Here is a 16,105-nt window from a genome sequence, read left to right as displayed (position 1 = left end):
AGCGTTTCGCATGATTTACTGGTTCAGATATTTCAGCGGATTTTCCAGGCTGCCGCCTTTGTGGACTTCGAAATGAAGATGAACGCCGGTCGAGTCGCCCGTGCTTCCCATGATCCCGATTTTCTCTCCTTTTTCCACGATAGTACCGGGAGTGGTTTCCACCTTGCTCATGTGGGCGTACATCGTTTCGTACCCGTTCATATGATCGATAAGAACATAATTGCCGTAATCCGATTTATAACCCGCCGAGACCACTTTCCCGTTGTCCGCCGCCATGATCGTGTGATTGCCTACAATGTCGATCCCTTTGTGCATCTTACCCCACCGTGTACCGAATGTAGAGGTAATGGATTGAGAAAGAACCGGCCATGCGAACGTCCCCGTGCCTTCCCCTTTTACAACCTTGGTGCCTTTTCTGATTTTCTCCGTTACCGGCTGCTCGACGATGTCTTCCCCGACGATTTTCTCGTCCGCCAGCTGGCCGTTGATCTTCGTCAGCTCATACGTGACCTGCTTCAATCCGTTCTTGCCCGGAGAGATCGTCTCCACAATGCCTTCTTTCATCGTCGGATCGGTCTCGACTTCCGTCTCGAAGTGGACTTCCTGGTTCTCCACCATCTTCTCGACCGTCTTGACGGACAGAGCCGGCTGGATAACCGTAAGGTCCAGCACATCGCCTTCGCGGATCATATCGTCATGAATCCAGGGATTCTTGTCGTAAATCACCTGCTTCGGAATGTTCAGCTTCTGGGCGATACAGCCCACGCAATCCCCGGGTAACACCGTATACTTCGTCGGCTGTACGCCGCCCGTCTTGATCTTGGCGATCAGCTCCTCGGGCTTTATCACATCCTGAGGCCGGATGTCGACGGCTTCCTCCGTTTTGACCTGCTGGACGAATTCGACCTTCTCGACCGTAGCCGGAGCAGCAGGCGGAGCACCGTCCGCCGAGAGAACGGCGACCTTGCTTTCCTTTTCCTTCTGCTCGAAAGGCTTCTTGATCTCAGCCAGCACACGGTCCGCCGTGGCCTGATCTTTGACGATCGCGTACGTTTTGCCTTCGATAACCAGTTCTACACCGGATGCGACCGGCTTCAGCTTATCGTCAAGCAGCGCGAGCACCTTCTGATCGTCCGTTTTTTTCATAAAAGCTTTCTCCGGTTGGGGTTCTTCGATGTCGGGTAATGCCATATGTACATCCGGATACTGCTTTTCCAGTTTTTCTTCACGCTCTTGTTTGTACTCCTGCAAAACTTCCTTCGAACTGATATAACCGAGTGTCTCCTGACCGACTTTGACCGGGTAAATATCCGCGAGATTCGCTTTGACATACTGCTGACCGCTAACGGTTAAAAATCCGACTATTGCAATGGAACTGACGCTATATAGGAAGAACCATTTGCCCCGCCCTGCCGGACTTGCCGCAAGTTGGGTGGAAGGTTCCGCTTTATTCCCGGTCAAGCTTTGCCACTGAGCCCGGCTTCGATTCCACAACTTCCTGGCCCAATCTACTGCTTTAAAACCCTTCATATCCTTCTCCTTATCCGTTTGTTTCTTCACGTGGCAAGAGAATGATAGGCCCAGCCAATCGTCTCCAACTCTACCAACGCATAAAACTTCCCTAATAAATTTACCATACCTTCTCTTGCGTTTTCAAGAAAACGGAGGGTTTCCACTATTAGGAACGGCCTGGAAGAAGCTCAAAAATCAGGCGTGTAAGGGTTCAAAAGAGCTGAATCAGCTCCCATATTTTTTCAAAATTCCCGAAATCTGTTCATATTCGGTCGGATTCAGGTACTTTTTAAGCTTGCTGTCCACCTCCTTCAGCTCCTCGGCAGTAATGCCGTCCTCCACCATGCTGGATAGCTTCTGAACTTCTTCCGCGGGCAGCTTCGCAACAAGAATGGAGAAGATTTTCTGCTTGTCGCCGCTCGACAGAGCGTCCTTCTTCTTGGAAAAGTCATCCGTCGACATGACGACGTCCCGCTTCTGCCCATCCTTCGGATCGGGGGTTGCCTGCCCCTCCTTCAGCTCGCCCATTACGGCGACGGCGTCCGGCATTCCGCTCGGTTCCGGCGAGGAAACGCCTCCCTGTACCGGAGAGGAGGAGGGTGACGGCGTCCCTGAGCCGTCCAGACTGCCCGTCACGGGCTTTTCAGCTCCTCCGGGAGCTGCGGACGGGGTCGGACTCGGGCTCGGACTGGGCTTCGACGAGGAGGCTGCAATGCGCTCTACCCTCTCGTTGACCGATCCTCCCTTGCCTATCGCCCCGATACCGAACTGCTCGCCCAGTTTCCCGGTGATCTGCGAAAAGGAAAGCTTATTCCCTATCGGAGGCAGCTGAAACTGCTTGAGCACTTCATCTACCATTGTCGTCACAATCACATACGTCGTAAAGATGGACAAAAAAGACATCACAACCGCACCGGCCGTCCACCTGCCCAACCGTCCCAACCATTTCATTCGTTCGTCCACCGCCTTGAACCTTCTCGTTTATACTGGCTTCTCTATAAGCCCAGTATTGACGGTTTAGACCCGGATCAACCCCGCTATTTCCCAAAAAAACCGGAGAAACTCCAGCTGCAGCTCCAAGCGCGGTATGGCGTCGCATAACGGTGGTCGCCCGGCCCCTGCCGATTATTCCTTCCGGACCATAAAAAAAGACCCCCGCGCCGCCGGAGGCAAGTCCGGTTGCGGGAGGTCTTGGGGACGATGATTAAGAGATCGTCCTCTGAATACGATCTTTTAAGAACAGATTAAGCGTAAACCGGGCGGACCAGGTTCGTCTGCTCACGGTTGCGGCCGACGGAGAAGATGGCAAGCGGAATACCGGTCAGCTGGGAAACGCGCTCCAGGTAATGACGCGCATTTTCCGGCAGGTCGCTGAGCGATTTCGCGTTGGAGACATCTTCGCTCCAGCCCGGAAGCTCTTCGTATACCGCTTCGCACTCGGAAAGCATGTTGAGGCTCGCCGGATAGTGCTCGATGATCTCGCCTTTATATTTGTAGCCCGTGCAAATTTTAACGGTCTCCAGACCTGTCAGCACGTCGATGGAGTTCAGGGACAGGCCGGTGATGCCGCTCACGCGACGGGCGTGACGGACCACGACGCTGTCGAACCAGCCGACGCGGCGCGGACGTCCGGTAACGGTACCGTATTCGTGGCCCGTTTCGCGGATTTGGTCGCCGATGGCATCATTCAGCTCCGTCGGGAAAGGACCGTCGCCGACGCGGGTCGTGTAGGCTTTCGCTACGCCGATGATCTGATTGATCTTCGTCGGGCCTACGCCGGAACCGATACATACGCCGCCGGCCGTCGGATTGGACGACGTCACGAACGGGTACGTGCCTTGGTCGATGTCGAGCATAACGCCCTGCGCGCCTTCGAACAGAACGCGCTTGCCGGCGTCAATCGCATCGTTCAAGACAACGGACGTGTCCGTGACGAAGATGCGGATCTGCTCGGCGTAACCGAGGTATTCTTTCAGAATCGCGTCCGCATCCAGACCGTCGCGTCCGTACACCTGCTTCAGCAGCGTGTTCTTGTCTTCGACGATATGGCGGAGCTTGCGCTCGAACTCTTGCGCGTCCATCAGGTCCGCGATACGGATGCCGTTGCGCGCCGCTTTATCCATGTAGCAAGGGCCGATGCCTTTGCGGGTCGTGCCGATTTTGTTGGCGCCTTTGCGGTCTTCTTCCAGCTCGTCCAGAAGCAGATGATAAGGCATAATCACATGGGCGCGGTCGCTGATTTTCAGGTTGTCTACCGAGAATCCGTTGTCGCGAATATATTGAAGTTCGTCTACCAGAGCAGCGGGATTGATGACCATGCCGTTTCCGATGACACACATTTTATCGTGATTGAAAATACCGGACGGTATCATCGTCAGCTTGTACTTCTTGCCTCCGATCAGAATGGTGTGGCCGGCATTGTTGCCGCCTTGGTAGCGGGCGACCACTTCCGCGGACTCCGCCAAATAGTCCGTGATTTTCCCTTTCCCTTCGTCTCCCCATTGGGTTCCGACTACAACCACTGTTGACATTCTGTATTACCTCCGTTAGGCGAATTGCATCGCCACTCATTTTGCTTACTTCTTTTAAACACCACTTTAGTGTAGCAGACCGCATGAAGCAAAGTCAATAAAACGCGAACAATCATACTATCTCTAGTATGATTGTTCGGATATTCCAGTCAACCTGTCTGCATCTCCTGATGGGCGCGATCCATGTTGACGAATTTATTAAAGTTTTTGAGAAACGCCAGTTCTACCGTGCCGACCGGGCCGTTACGCTGCTTGGCGATAATGATCTCGATAATGTTCTTTTTCTCGGATTCCTTGTCGTAGTAATCGTCCCGGTACAGGAACGCCACGATGTCGGCATCCTGCTCGATCGAACCGGATTCCCGAAGGTCGGACATCATCGGACGCTTGTCCTGACGCTGCTCCACACCCCGGCTGAGCTGAGAGAGCGCGATGACCGGCACGTTCAGCTCACGCGCGATCTGCTTGAGCGTACGGGAGATCTCGGAGACCTCCTGCTGACGGTTGTCTCCCTTGCCCCTGCCCTGGATAAGCTGCAGGTAATCGATCAGGATCATGCCGAGCCCCTTCTCCTGCTTGAGACGGCGGCACTTCGCCCGGATGTCTGCTACCGTGACGGAAGGCGAATCGTCGATATAGATGTCCGCTTCCGATAGCGAACCGATCGCCATCGTCAGCTTCTCCCAGTCGTCGCCTTCGAGGAATCCGGATCTGAGCCGGGTGGCGTCGACGTTGGCTTCCGCGCAGATCATACGCTGCACAAGCTGCGCGGCGCCCATCTCGAGCGAGAAGATCGCGACGGTTTCCTTCGCCCTGACGCCGACGTTCTGTGCGATGTTAAGGGCGAATGCCGTCTTACCGACGGAAGGACGGGCCGCCACGATGATCAAATCGGAGCGCTGGAAGCCCGACGTCATTTTATCCAGATCGTTGAAGCCCGATGGAATCCCGGTGGAACCGCCTTTATGGGAATAAAGAAACTCCACCCGTTCGAAGACTTCCATCAGAACGTCCCGGATGGAGATGAAGCCGTTGGAAGCCCGGCGCTGCGAGATTTCGAGAATGCGGGCTTCCGCATCGTTGAGCATCATACCCACATCGTCGGCGCTCGCGTAGCCGTCCGATACGATCTGCGACGCAGTCCGGATGAGTCTCCGGAGCAGCGATTTCTCTTCTACGATTTGCCCGTAGTAGTCGATATTCGCTGCCGTCGGCACGGCGTTGGCCAGCTCCGACAAATAGGCGACGCCGCCGATTTCCTCCAGCTGCTGCTTGTTCTGCAGCCGGGCGGTCAGGGTCACGAGATCGACCGGCTCGTCTTCCTCCGCCAGCTCGATCATCGCTTCGAAGATGTGCTGATGGGCCGGACGGTAGAAATCATCCGGGCTCATCCGCTCCATCGCCGTGATCAGCGAGTCGCTGTCCAGCAGGATGGCGCCAAGAACGGCCTGTTCGGCTTCTATATTTTGCGGTAGAACACGTCCCATGAACATTTCATCGTTCATGAACCTTCACCTGTTCTTTTGTTAGTTTCTATCCTGTCCAAACTTAGAAGGAATAATAACACCGTCTATTCTTCCGATACTTGTACGCTGATCGTAGCCGTTACTTCCGTATGCAGCTTGACGGGCACTTTCGTCACGCCCAGGGAGCGGATAGGATCGTTCAGCAAAATTTTGCGCTTGTCGATCTTATAGCCGGCTTTCTCCAGCTGCTCCGCGATCTGCTTGCTAGTAATAGCTCCGAACAAACGGCCGCCTTCGCCGGCTTTCGTTTTGATGGTCACCGTCGTTTCGTTCAGCTTGCCTGCCAGAACTTCCGCGTCTTCTTTCTCCTGATCCTTGCGCTTCTGTTCGGCTTTCTTCTGCTGGTCAACCTGCTTAACCGCTCCGTTCGTACCTGCTGCGGCAAATCCGCGGGGGATCAGGAAGTTCGTTGCGTAACCTTCCGATACCTCTTTGATTTCCCCTTTTTTGCCTTGCCCTTTAACGTCCTTCAGAAATACGACTTTCATTCGAAAAGCCCCTCCTCTTCCTCTATCTCTTGCAATATTTGTTTCAGCTTTGCCGCCGCTTCCAGCGGAGTCAGCTCAAGCTGGGTCGCTGCGTTCGTCAGGTGGCCGCCGCCGCCCATCCGTTCCATCACGATCTGAACGTTCATCGCGCCGAGCGAGCGCGCGCTGATGCCGGTTAAACCGTCCGGCCGTTCACAGATGACGAAGGAGGCGAAAACGCCGGTCATATTTAATAAGGTATCAGCCACCTGGGCAATCATCAACTGAGAATATTTGTGATTCTGTTCACCGACCGCCAGAGCAATGTGATCATACATCATTTCCGTATATCTCATAATCTCGGCTTTCTCGATATAAGCTTGAAGATCTTCCTTCAGCATCTTCTGAATGAGAGTCGGGTCCGCCCCGTTCCGTCTCAGGAAAGAAGCCGCTTCGAACGTACGGGAGCCCGTACGGAGACTGAACTGCTTCGTGTCGACCACGATCCCGGCGAGCAGCACGGTGGCCTCCAGCGCATCCAGCGACATCTTCTCGTTGAAGTACTGGAGCAATTCCGTGACAAGCTCGCAGGTCGAGGATGCATACGGCTCCATGTACACGAGCACCGCATCGTGGAAAAATTCTTCGCTGCGGCGGTGGTGATCCACTACCATGACACGGTGTGTCAGGTTGAACAGCTTCGGCTCGGCGACCATCGAAGCCCGGTGCGTATCCAGCACGACGGCCAGCGTCCGCTGCGTCGTGATCTGCATCGCCTGCGCCGGTGTGATAAACCACCGGTTCAGCTTCTCGTCCTCTTCGATCATCGCCATCAGCTTCTCGATCGAAGGATTGATGCCTTCCAGCACGATGTAGCCTTCCTTGTTGCTGATCTGCACGGCCTTCAGCAGGCCGATCGCCGCGCCGATGGAGTCCATATCCGGAAAGCGGTGTCCCATGATGATGACCTTGTCGCTTTCCTTGATCAGATCCCTCAGCGCATGCGAGATCACGCGGGCACGCACGCGTGTGCGCTTCTCTACGGCGTTGGTACGCCCGCCATAGAACGAGATGCGCTGGCCCGCCTTGACGGTCACCTGGTCGCCTCCGCGGCCCAGAGACATGTCCAGGCTCGTCTGAGCGACCCGGCCGAGCTCCTCGAGCTCCTCAATGCCGGAGGCGATCCCCACGCTGACCGTGAGCGGCAGCTTGTATTCCATCGTGAGATCGCGCACTTCATCGAGGATGTCGAAGCGGTTCTGCTCCAGCTCGCGCAGCGCCTTCTGATTCATCAGAATCAGAAAACGGTCGGATGAGGTCCGGCGCAGATAGACTCCGTACCGGTGGGCCCACTCCGTGATTTCACCGGTTACCCGGGCGAGCATGATGCTCCGCGTCTGATCGTCCATTCCCTGGGTGACCTCATCCAGGTTATCCATCAGGACGATGCCGATCGCGATTTTTTCATCGTCATGCTTCTGAACGAGCCGGACGTAATCCGTCACATCGCGGATATACAGAAGACGCTCGTCGGGACGGTGCCAGAGTTTGTACACCTGGCCGTCCTGCTCGATTTCATACGTCTCTTCCTTTTCCTTCTCCTTGCCCGGCTTCCAGCTTGGAAACACTTCCCCTAGGGAATCCCCGATAACGGAGTCCTTTTTGGCGAGCTTGGCGACGAACGGATTATGCCATTCGATTTCTTTTTCTTCATTATATAGAATCATGCCGATCGGCAGCTCCGATATCACATCGCCGGCGGATTTTTTAACCCGGTGCGTGATGGTGCCCAGATAAGCATTCAAATCGTGACGAAAAGCGCTCTCCGCCTTCCACGAGAAGTAAATCACGAGTCCCGAGGCAAGCAAAGCAGCGATACCCAATACCCATTCATACAGAAACAGTACGATCGTTAAAGCGCCAAGCAGCGCAAACGTCCATACCATATGTTGTCCATGCCATCGTTTCGACAAGAATTTCGGCATTTATTCTCCCCTGACCCTTATCTAGATTTGAAGAGCCTTTCCCGCAACGGAAAAGCCACATCGAACACGCCGAGTAAACTGTAGAGCACAAGCAAAAACGGCATAAACACGATCAGAAGAATCGTGCCGACCACCGGCAGCAGTTTACCCCAACCTTTATAATGGGCCACGAACGCAAGAAACGAAATTGCTTGGATGGCGAACGCGAACATAAGCAGCGGCAGCAGATTGATAAGCAGAGCCGACATCAGCGAATTGGTCGCCGATACGAACAGCATATCCGCCGCGAACGCGATGAGGTAAATCCAGACGAAAGCTTTCGGAAGTTTCCACTCTCTTACAGGCGGCATACCGGGGATGTCCTCTCCCATGCGATTAAGCAGACGGCGTCCGATCAGATGAGTAACTCCGACGAAGTAGAGCGAGAACAGAATCATATCCAGCGGAATGATTTGTACGAGCACATCCACATACCACTGCATGTCGCCCTGGGTCGGCAGCATTCCCTTTACGGCAGGCTGCATGTTGTTCAAATAATCCAGCATGACCGTTTTGAATTTCTTGATGAAGTTCAAGTTGAACAGGGACCCGATAACGAGCGTAAGCAGCATTTCCGCCAGAAAAGTAAGCGTACCGTACGTGATAACCAGATGTGCGGGGGCCTTCTTCTTATAAAGCGTACCGATTACAATGACCGGCGGCAGCAGGAATAGCGAAATGGCCAAGACGACGAATCCCGTCCACCCCAGCAATAAATTGACAACCAGGAGTATTCCCAGATAAAAAGCCGTAAACCGTTTGGCGTCCAGCTTCACGAACAGAATTAAGACCGGAATCATTAGAAAACTGGCCGTAATCACTAAATAGGACGTCATAAAAGATAACAGAAAGAGTATATACAGCAGACCCCATCCGATGAACTGCAAGTTTTTCTTTGTCAACGCGTTCACCTCTTACGAAGATGATCTTCCAGTGTCGAGATATCTCCATACCAATCCTCGAACTGGTGACCTTCTTCTCTATGCTTTTTCATTTTATCCATGATTGTTTCATCTAAACTTCGAAAAGAGACTCCAAGCCGGCGGCCAAGTATATATACGCTGGAAATCAGACTGGCAGGGCCATCTATAATTTTAGCTTGTTTGCCCTCCCATATCCCTTTCAACAAATGCGCTACCTGATCGACAACCTCGGTTTTGAGCCATTCAATGACCTTGACCCGCTTCGCGAGATCAACCTCTCTTTCCCGATTGGACAATGCCCGCTCCTCTCCTTATCCCTTACAAGCTTTATACACGATTATACCACAAAACAGCTTAAGCTGTGTTTCCTGAACTTGGCGCTTCCCGCGCTCCGGGCACGTTAAATTTCAGTCAGGTTTGCTCTCCCTGAGGATTCGGTCTCCTTTAGTACCCGGTTTGGAGATAACTAGAAACTCCGCGGCATCATGCGAACGGTTATGAATACAATGCGGGGTTCCCGCTCGGAATGCTAGCCCTTCCTGAGGCCCTAGCTCATGCCACTCGCCATCCGTCTCCCCATACGTAATGCTCGGCGTTTCGTTTGCTGATTTTCAGATCTGCCACTCCCCCGTTTTGTAGATAACTTTCTTCCGTTTTCTATCCACATGTGTATAACTTTCCGGCCGGATTTAGTCACCGTGTTTTCCACATGTCCCCAAGTCCTACCTCCATTCTATAAAAGTTCCTGTGGACTGTCTAACTTCAGCGGTTATCCACAGTTCTTCCCCTCTCTCGGAACATAAAAAAAACCGGAGATTTCTCTCCGGCCTCCTGCTTTTTTTTGTTTAGCAATTCTTGCTGTGCCGATACGCCCAGCTCTGCTTTTGTCTTTTTTCCAATAAAAAAGACAGCCGGCAGAACCGGCTGTCTTCTTCTCTATACAAACTACTCCGTAGTGTATGGAAGCAAAGCAATTGTGCGCGAGCGCTTGATTGCTGTTGTCAGCATACGCTGATACTTCGCGGAAGTACCTGTTACACGACGAGGCAAGATTTTACCTCTTTCGGAGATAAATTTCTTAAGGGTCTCGATATCTTTGTAATCGATATGAGTGATCTTGTTTGCTGTGAAGTAGCAAACTTTACGGCGCTTACCGCCTTTACCGCGGCGTGGAGTGAACTTACGCTCCGAACGCTCCGGACGATCACCGCCTTCCGAACGTTGCGGACGGCTGCTTGTTTGTTGTTCGCTCATTTGAGTCAGTCCTTTCTACTTAGAATGGCAAATCATCATCGGATATGTCGATCGGTTTCCCGTCATCGAGGAAAGGATCCTGCTGTTGATCCCGCGTATTCCGGCCGCTGCCGCTGCTGCTTCCGCCGCCGCCGCCATATCCACCGCCCCCGCCTGAACCGCCGGAGTAAGAACCCTCTTCACGGTTAGCGGAATTAGCAGATTCCAGGAAGCGCACGTTGTCGGCAATGACTTCGGTGACGTAAACTTTACGTCCCTCGTTATTGTCGTACGAGCGTACCTGCATGCGTCCTTCCACAGCCGCCAAACGGCCTTTGCGAAGATAGTTGGCGCAAGTTTCCGCAAGCTGTCTCCACGTTACGACAGGTATGAAATCGGCTTCCCGTTCCTTCGATTGCGAACTTACGAACGGCCGATCCACCGCCAGTGTAAATTGGGTTACGGCCACACCCGCAGGTGTGTAACGCAGCTCAGGATCTCTTGTCAGTCTGCCGATAAGAATTACACGGTTTAACAACGTTCATCCCTCCGATGCTTCCTTACTTAACACGCTGATTAAGCTACGTCTTTAACGATCAGGTAGCGAATGATTTCGTCGGAAATCTTCATTACACGATCAAGCTCTGCTACAACAGCAGGTTCTGCGTTGAAATGTACGAGTACATAGTGTCCGTCACGGAACTTGTTGATCTCATACGCAAGGCGACGTTTACCCATCAGGTCGTGCTTCGTAATTTCGCCACCACCGTTGGTGATAATGCCTTGGAACTTCTCTACAGTAGATTGAACTTGTTCTTGCTCAATGTCTGTACGAATGATATACATCACTTCGTATTTGCGCATGCTTGTCACCTCCTTTTGGACTAAGCGGCTCCCAATTCTGATCGGGAGCAAGGAGCGAGAATTAGTTGAATTACAAAACTCGCACCTAAATACTATAGCAGATTGCTTTCTCCATTACAAGTCATAACCTGTCCCAACCGCCGGAACTGCCAATGTCTGCTTACTGACGCGCTAGTTGTACGGCACATGCTTTCCCTCACCGGGGACATACTAAACGTAATTAAAACCTGGGGGTGATCAGAATGGGTGAAAAAACACAATTCGTGCCGGGCGATACGGCACCTAACGAAGGCCGTTACATTGAAATCGGCGAGAATGCCTTTCATATGGGGATCAACAACCCGGAAATCGTTCACTTGAAAAAAGGTGAATCGTTTCCCGACACCAAAAATCACAACCGCAAATGGAAGCGGCTGTATCACTGAAAAGGGGCTCTGCCTTTATGAAGAAATCCTTTACCCTCTACGCGACGGTTTTCGGCCTTTTACTCTGTCTGATTCATTATTTCGGGCATGACCGGGACTCGCTGTATCTGCTCTTTTACTCCCTCAGCGTGCCCGCCTGGTTTGCTCCCATGTTCACGAATGTGTACGAGATCTCCATGGGTAAAATGTTCGTGATCTACGTGCTCACAGTAGCTTCCTGGGCACTCATCGGGTACATCATTGACCGCTTTTCCGTTGTGCGGAAAGAACGGCAGGGACGTACCGGCGGAGCAGCCTGAAAGCAAGTGAAGTCCGCCGCTTCGCAGAACGGACCTTGGGCCTGCTTCGGCAAGCCACCGATGCAAGCCAGAACCGCAATGACATGCAAAAACCTCCTGCTTCATAACGAAGCGGGAGGTTATCATAGGTAAAGTTATGGCGGAAAGAGTGGGATTCGAACCCACGCACGGCTTGCGCCGCCTAGCTGATTTCGAGTCAGCCCCCTTGGGCCTCTTGGGTACCTTTCCGTATCGAGAACATTTTTTATTGTAGCACAAGCTGTGGTTAGTCTGCAAGAGGCAAATTCGGCAAGAAAAAAAGGAGCGTCAAGACCCTGACACTCCGTTTTCCGAGGCTTCCGCTCCCCTGTCAGCCGAGGACCTGAGCACCTTCTTCAGTTTGCTTTCGAACTTGGCGCGCGGCACCAGCACGCTGTGTTTGCAGCCTACGCATTTGATCCGGATGTCCATGCCCATGCGAATAATTTCCATTTCATTCGTTCCGCAGGGATGCTGTTTTTTCATCTGCACGATATCCCCGAGTTCGTACTGCTTCTTCTCCATAGGCTACACGGCTCCCCTTTCCCCTTTGAAATAGGTCACGGTTTTCGGACACGGAATCTCGATTCCGTGCGCATCCAGCTGCTTTTTCACTTCCGCGAACATTTTACGCTGCACATCCACCTGCATATTCGGTTTGCACTCCGCTGTAATCCGCAGGACAATCTCCGACTGTCCCATAGACTGGACACCGAGCACCTTCGGCTCGCTTACGATGTTATCGTTGCCTTCCGCCATGCGGTCTACCGTGCTCTGCAGAACCCCAATCGTCTTATCGATATCGGATTCATAAGCAATCGAAATATCGACGATCGCCAGCGAATTGTTGATCGAATAGTTCGTGACTTGTTTAATGTTTCCGTTCGGAATAAAGTGAACTTCCCCCGTCCAGCTGCGGAGCCGGGTTACCCGGATGCCGATTTGCTCCACGGTTCCCCGAAACGTATCGACTTGAATAACGTCCCCTACGGCAAATTGATCCTCGAAAATAATGAAGAAACCCGTTATGACGTCCTTCACCAAACTTTGGGCTCCGAAACCGATCGCAAGCCCGAGAACGCCCGCTCCGGCGAGAATAGGTCCCAGATTAATGCCTACTTGAGCCAGAATAAGCAGAATCGTTATAAAGTTGACCACATAAGAGATGATATTGTGAATAAGCTTGCCGATTGTAGCCGTGCGTCTCGGATCGAACTTGAGAGGACTCCTCTCCCTCGTTTCCATCATCCTGTTTACGAGCTTATCGGCCACTTTGATGATAAGACGCGAGAGTACATAGATAACGATAATTTCTACGATCGTTGCTCCGTACTTGATCAACTGCTGGGAATCCAGCAAATATTTTTTGATATCGTCCACGAAATGGGTCACCGTTTCTTCAGGATTTTGCAGTCCCGTAATGGCAGCCAGTCTGTTCCCCATGTTAGTCATTTTTCCACCGCCCTTACTTTTCCATCCTAACATATTCGGATTCTTTTTTGAAATAAATGCCTCTGATTTCGACCTGTTCCGTCTCAATGATCCGCTGCACTTCCGTATAGTCTTCTGCCGGAAATTGAATGGAAAGCGCACAGCCCGCCGTTACGCCTTTAGGGGTCGGGCACAGGTCGATTTCGATATCCGCGTATTCCAGCAGCATTTCGGCCCGCAGCGCCTGCTGGGTAGAGTCGAATGCAATGAGCAGCCATTCCCCCATTCTTCTTCCCTCTCTTCACTCTAGTTTTCTTCTCTATCGACTACGTATATTTTCCCGGCTTTCTCCGTATACTAGTAAAAACTTCTAAGCGCCCGCTAAAGCCTGCCGAAGGCCGCTTTACCACGATAAGAAGACAAACCCGGAGGGATCCTCAATGAAACCATTCGGCTTTTCCGCGAAACCGGCTGCCGACCAGCCCGCTTCTATTAAAATTTCTCATTCGGACAGCAGTACGCCCGCAGAACTATCCGCTTACTTTTCCGAGATTCTAAAAAAGCTGCCCTCCTATCAACCTATTGTGATCGTTTGTGTCGGTACGGACCGTTCCACAGGCGATTCACTAGGCCCCCTGGTTGGCAGCAATTTAAAGAGACGAAGCGGCGCTTCCTATTCCCTGTACGGAACCTTGGATGAGCCGGTACACGCCATGAATTTGGCCGATACGATTGCGGCTATTGAGGCGGCCCACCGCCAACCCTTTATCGTGGCGATCGACGCTTGTCTCGGTCAAGTATCCAGCGTCGGCTCTATCCAAGTCGGGCATGGCCCGCTTAAGCCGGGAGCAGGCGTAAATAAGGAACTTCCGTCGGTTGGCGATATTCATGTTACCGGAATTGTAAACGTCGGCGGTTTTATGGAGTATTTCGTGCTTCAAAATACCCGCCTCAATCTGGTTATGAATATGGCCGATGTTATCGCCGGCTCCCTCCATCACGCCCTTTACTCCGTCCGGCAGTCTTCCCCTACTTCTGCGCTAACGTCAGACTGATCGCTTCTTTCTCCTCGGGAGAAAGCGAGTATGGAGAACCGCCTTTCTCAACCGGTTTGGCATAGATGTATGTATCTTCCCTGCTGTGAATGCCGGTGATGAGAATCCCATCTTCATATTCGTCCAGAATAGCCACCGTGAAGCTCATAAGGCTTCCCGTGTCCGAGAAGGCGTTATAGCGGTGAATGCCGACTTTGGACTTCATCCGCTTCATAGATTGGCTGATCCGGTTCAGCCGGTCCGCCGTATCTCCCTGTAGAATGATCTGGTCCTCAATCTGCTGCTGCATGTGAACAAGCAGTTGTTCAATGTTGACCTCTCCGGCTCCGTTCATGACTTTCTTATATTGTTTGCGAAGCTTGCCCAGTTTGATCCACAACGCAAGCATTCCGATTAACAGCAACAAGACAAGCAAACAAAGAACCGATAAAATCGGTTCAACCGGCAGCCCGATGTTGTTCTCACCCATGTCCTTCTTCCCCTCTGCTTCTTGTCTCCCTGTTTCTTGTTCATTCCAGCCGGCTGCGTTCCTGCTTATAAAATAACGGAGTCCGCTATTTCTTTGACCGCTTCGATTAAAGTATCCACTTCTTCATCTGTCGTAAAATAGCTGACGCTTGCCCGAACGGCACCGGTTTTTGCTGTGCCTGCGGTTTCATGCGCAAGCGGCGTGCAGTGATATCCGGCTCTGACCGCGATGCCATAATGTTGATCGAGGATAAACGAGACCTCGGATGCATCCATTTGCTCCAGGACGAAGGACACGATACCCGTCCGTTCTTCGCCGAATCCGGGACCGAGAAGCCGTAGATGCGGTACATCCCGAAGTGCTTCCATGATCCGCTGAGTTTGTCTCCACTCCTTCGCGTGGATGTTTTCCACACCCGTCTGCAGGACAAACTTCAAGCCTTCGCTTAACCCGGCTAATCCCGGGGTATTTGGCGTACCCGCTTCATACCTGTCCGGTCTTACAGCAGGCTGGTCGACCGCTTCCGATTGGCTGCCTGTTCCACCGTGCATGAGAGGCTCCAGATCGAGCCGGGGATGGATATACAGCCCTCCCGTCCCTTGAGGCCCCAGGAGGCCTTTATGGCCCGGAAATGCCAGCATGTCGATTCCCATCTGCTCCACTTGAATAGGAAGGATTCCAGCCGTCTGAGCGGCATCTACGAGCAGGGATACTCCCTTCTCTCTGCAGAGCTGCCCAATATCAGCGACAGGCAGGATGCTTCCGAGTAAATTGGAGCTATGGTTGATAACGACAAGCGAAGTGTGGCTTTGAATGTTTTCCTTTAAGGCGTCTATGTTTATTCTCCCGAATTCATCGGTTTCCAGATAGGTGACCTGAACGTTTTTGGTGCGCCTCAAATATTCGAGGGGCCTTCGGACGGAGTTATGCTCTACCGCTGTACAGATAACATGCTCTCCCTCTTTCACATGGCCTTTGATAGCCAAGTTGAGAGCTTCCGTTGTGTTGGAACCGAATGCGAGATCATTAGGATTTTTAAAACCAAACAGCTTCGCTGCGTACTTGCGCGCTTCGAATACAACCCGGCTTGCCTGTACAGCCATCGCATGACTGCCTCTGCCGGGATTAGCTCCACACTCATTGATGCAGCGCAGCACGGACTCTCCGACCTGCGGCGGTTTTGGCCACGAGGAAGCGGCATTATCGAAATATAAAAACGGCTTCGTCACCGCCGGTTCCTCCTCACAAAGATAGCATACCTTCTCTCGCTTTCTTTTCGAACAGAAAGCCAAAGATTTGTATGCTATGTATCGTTTAGTTAGATAACA

At 52.4% G+C, this 16,105-nt stretch carries 20 protein-coding genes and 1 tRNA gene; 3 read left to right on the top strand and 18 right to left on the bottom strand.

Features of this window, described 5'->3' with window-relative positions:
- Positions 1 to 15: 15 nt before the first annotated feature.
- From AC58P5_RS18820 to rpsF, 12 genes are all read right to left on the bottom strand, one after another.
- Complete coding sequence (locus AC58P5_RS18820) at positions 16 to 1,530, bottom strand: LysM peptidoglycan-binding domain-containing M23 family metallopeptidase (RefSeq protein ID WP_497389185.1); 1,515 nt, start codon at positions 1,528 to 1,530, stop codon at positions 16 to 18.
- 207 nt (positions 1,531 to 1,737) lie between these two features.
- Entirely contained in the window at positions 1,738 to 2,463 is a 726-nt protein-coding gene (locus tag AC58P5_RS18815) for a hypothetical protein (protein WP_497389184.1), read from the bottom strand.
- Between the two features lie 293 nt (positions 2,464 to 2,756).
- Positions 2,757 to 4,043 (bottom strand): adenylosuccinate synthase, encoded by a 1,287-nt coding sequence (locus tag AC58P5_RS18810; RefSeq protein ID WP_497389182.1) that lies wholly within the window; start codon positions 4,041 to 4,043, stop codon positions 2,757 to 2,759.
- A gap of 149 nt (positions 4,044 to 4,192) precedes the next feature.
- Positions 4,193 to 5,548 (bottom strand): replicative DNA helicase, encoded by a 1,356-nt coding sequence (dnaB, locus tag AC58P5_RS18805; protein WP_497389180.1) that lies wholly within the window; start codon positions 5,546 to 5,548, stop codon positions 4,193 to 4,195.
- A 65-nt stretch (positions 5,549 to 5,613) separates the two neighbouring features.
- The gene (gene rplI / locus AC58P5_RS18800; protein WP_497389178.1) at positions 5,614 to 6,057 is read right to left on the bottom strand and encodes a 50S ribosomal protein L9; all 444 of its coding nucleotides are present in this window, start codon (positions 6,055 to 6,057) and stop codon (positions 5,614 to 5,616) included.
- Positions 6,054 to 8,021, bottom strand: a complete 1,968-nt coding sequence (locus AC58P5_RS18795) for a DHH family phosphoesterase (RefSeq protein ID WP_497389176.1) — start codon at positions 8,019 to 8,021, stop codon at positions 6,054 to 6,056. The genes rplI and AC58P5_RS18795 overlap by 4 nt, the downstream gene beginning before the upstream one ends.
- A gap of 17 nt (positions 8,022 to 8,038) precedes the next feature.
- The gene (locus AC58P5_RS18790; RefSeq protein WP_497389174.1) at positions 8,039 to 8,971 is read right to left on the bottom strand and encodes a DUF2232 domain-containing protein; all 933 of its coding nucleotides are present in this window, start codon (positions 8,969 to 8,971) and stop codon (positions 8,039 to 8,041) included.
- Positions 8,968 to 9,279 carry a MazG-like family protein gene (locus AC58P5_RS18785; protein WP_497389172.1) on the bottom strand — a complete coding sequence of 104 codons (312 nt, stop codon included), beginning with the start codon at positions 9,277 to 9,279 and terminating at the stop codon, positions 8,968 to 8,970. Before AC58P5_RS18785 ends, AC58P5_RS18790 begins: the two co-directional genes overlap by 4 nt.
- A 111-nt stretch (positions 9,280 to 9,390) precedes the next feature.
- Entirely contained in the window at positions 9,391 to 9,570 is a 180-nt protein-coding gene (locus tag AC58P5_RS18780) for a cupin domain-containing protein (protein WP_497389786.1), read from the bottom strand.
- Between the two features lie 358 nt (positions 9,571 to 9,928).
- The gene (gene rpsR, locus AC58P5_RS18775; RefSeq protein WP_082211313.1) at positions 9,929 to 10,237 is read right to left on the bottom strand and encodes a 30S ribosomal protein S18; all 309 of its coding nucleotides are present in this window, start codon (positions 10,235 to 10,237) and stop codon (positions 9,929 to 9,931) included.
- 19 nt (positions 10,238 to 10,256) lie between these two features.
- On the bottom strand, positions 10,257 to 10,754 hold the full coding sequence (gene ssb, locus AC58P5_RS18770; protein ID WP_497389170.1) for a single-stranded DNA-binding protein: 498 nt from the start codon (positions 10,752 to 10,754) through the stop codon (positions 10,257 to 10,259).
- A gap of 38 nt (positions 10,755 to 10,792) precedes the next feature.
- Complete coding sequence (gene rpsF, locus AC58P5_RS18765; protein ID WP_009673440.1) at positions 10,793 to 11,080, bottom strand: 30S ribosomal protein S6; 288 nt, start codon at positions 11,078 to 11,080, stop codon at positions 10,793 to 10,795.
- A gap of 242 nt (positions 11,081 to 11,322) precedes the next feature.
- Here rpsF and AC58P5_RS18760 point away from each other — a divergent pair, with 242 nt between their 5' ends.
- Together AC58P5_RS18760 and AC58P5_RS18755 are read left to right on the top strand one after the other, a co-directional pair.
- On the top strand, positions 11,323 to 11,505 hold the full coding sequence (locus AC58P5_RS18760) for a YjzC family protein (protein ID WP_497389168.1): 183 nt from the start codon (positions 11,323 to 11,325) through the stop codon (positions 11,503 to 11,505).
- A 17-nt stretch (positions 11,506 to 11,522) separates the two neighbouring features.
- Positions 11,523 to 11,804 carry a hypothetical protein gene (locus tag AC58P5_RS18755; RefSeq protein WP_497389166.1) on the top strand — a complete coding sequence of 94 codons (282 nt, stop codon included), beginning with the start codon at positions 11,523 to 11,525 and terminating at the stop codon, positions 11,802 to 11,804.
- Positions 11,805 to 11,941: 137 nt separating this feature from the next.
- Here the strand turns inward: AC58P5_RS18755 and AC58P5_RS18750 are convergent.
- The 4 genes from AC58P5_RS18750 to AC58P5_RS18735 all read right to left on the bottom strand — a co-directional run bounded on the left by AC58P5_RS18750 (position 11,942) and on the right by AC58P5_RS18735 (position 13,539).
- Positions 11,942 to 12,032: transfer RNA gene (locus AC58P5_RS18750), tRNA-Ser, on the bottom strand.
- 78 nt (positions 12,033 to 12,110) lie between these two features.
- Positions 12,111 to 12,347, bottom strand: coding sequence for a DUF951 domain-containing protein (locus tag AC58P5_RS18745; protein WP_497389164.1), 237 nt, complete (start codon positions 12,345 to 12,347; stop codon positions 12,111 to 12,113).
- 3 nt (positions 12,348 to 12,350) lie between these two features.
- Positions 12,351 to 13,274: a mechanosensitive ion channel family protein gene (locus AC58P5_RS18740; RefSeq protein WP_497389162.1), complete on the bottom strand. Its 924-nt coding sequence runs from the start codon at positions 13,272 to 13,274 to the stop codon at positions 12,351 to 12,353.
- 13 nt (positions 13,275 to 13,287) lie between these two features.
- Positions 13,288 to 13,539, bottom strand: a complete 252-nt coding sequence (locus tag AC58P5_RS18735) for a putative Se/S carrier protein (protein ID WP_218230717.1) — start codon at positions 13,537 to 13,539, stop codon at positions 13,288 to 13,290.
- A gap of 154 nt (positions 13,540 to 13,693) precedes the next feature.
- On the opposite strand from AC58P5_RS18735, the gene yyaC reads away from it, so the two are divergent.
- Positions 13,694 to 14,308 carry a spore protease YyaC gene (gene yyaC / locus AC58P5_RS18730; protein ID WP_497389160.1) on the top strand — a complete coding sequence of 205 codons (615 nt, stop codon included), beginning with the start codon at positions 13,694 to 13,696 and terminating at the stop codon, positions 14,306 to 14,308.
- On the opposite strand, the gene AC58P5_RS18725 is transcribed toward yyaC, so the two are convergent.
- Positions 14,283 to 14,777 carry a DUF4446 family protein gene (locus AC58P5_RS18725; protein ID WP_497389159.1) on the bottom strand — a complete coding sequence of 165 codons (495 nt, stop codon included), beginning with the start codon at positions 14,775 to 14,777 and terminating at the stop codon, positions 14,283 to 14,285. The genes yyaC and AC58P5_RS18725 overlap by 26 nt on opposite strands.
- 65 nt (positions 14,778 to 14,842) lie before the next feature.
- Positions 14,843 to 16,006: an aminotransferase class V-fold PLP-dependent enzyme gene (locus tag AC58P5_RS18720; RefSeq protein WP_497389157.1), complete on the bottom strand. Its 1,164-nt coding sequence runs from the start codon at positions 16,004 to 16,006 to the stop codon at positions 14,843 to 14,845.
- Positions 16,007 to 16,105: the final 99 nt, after the last annotated feature.

This window comes from Paenibacillus sp. JT31N7, from assembly GCF_059692095.1.
The sequence above is the reverse complement of the archived record's forward strand: the minus strand, read 5'-3'. Positions and strand labels throughout refer to the sequence as shown.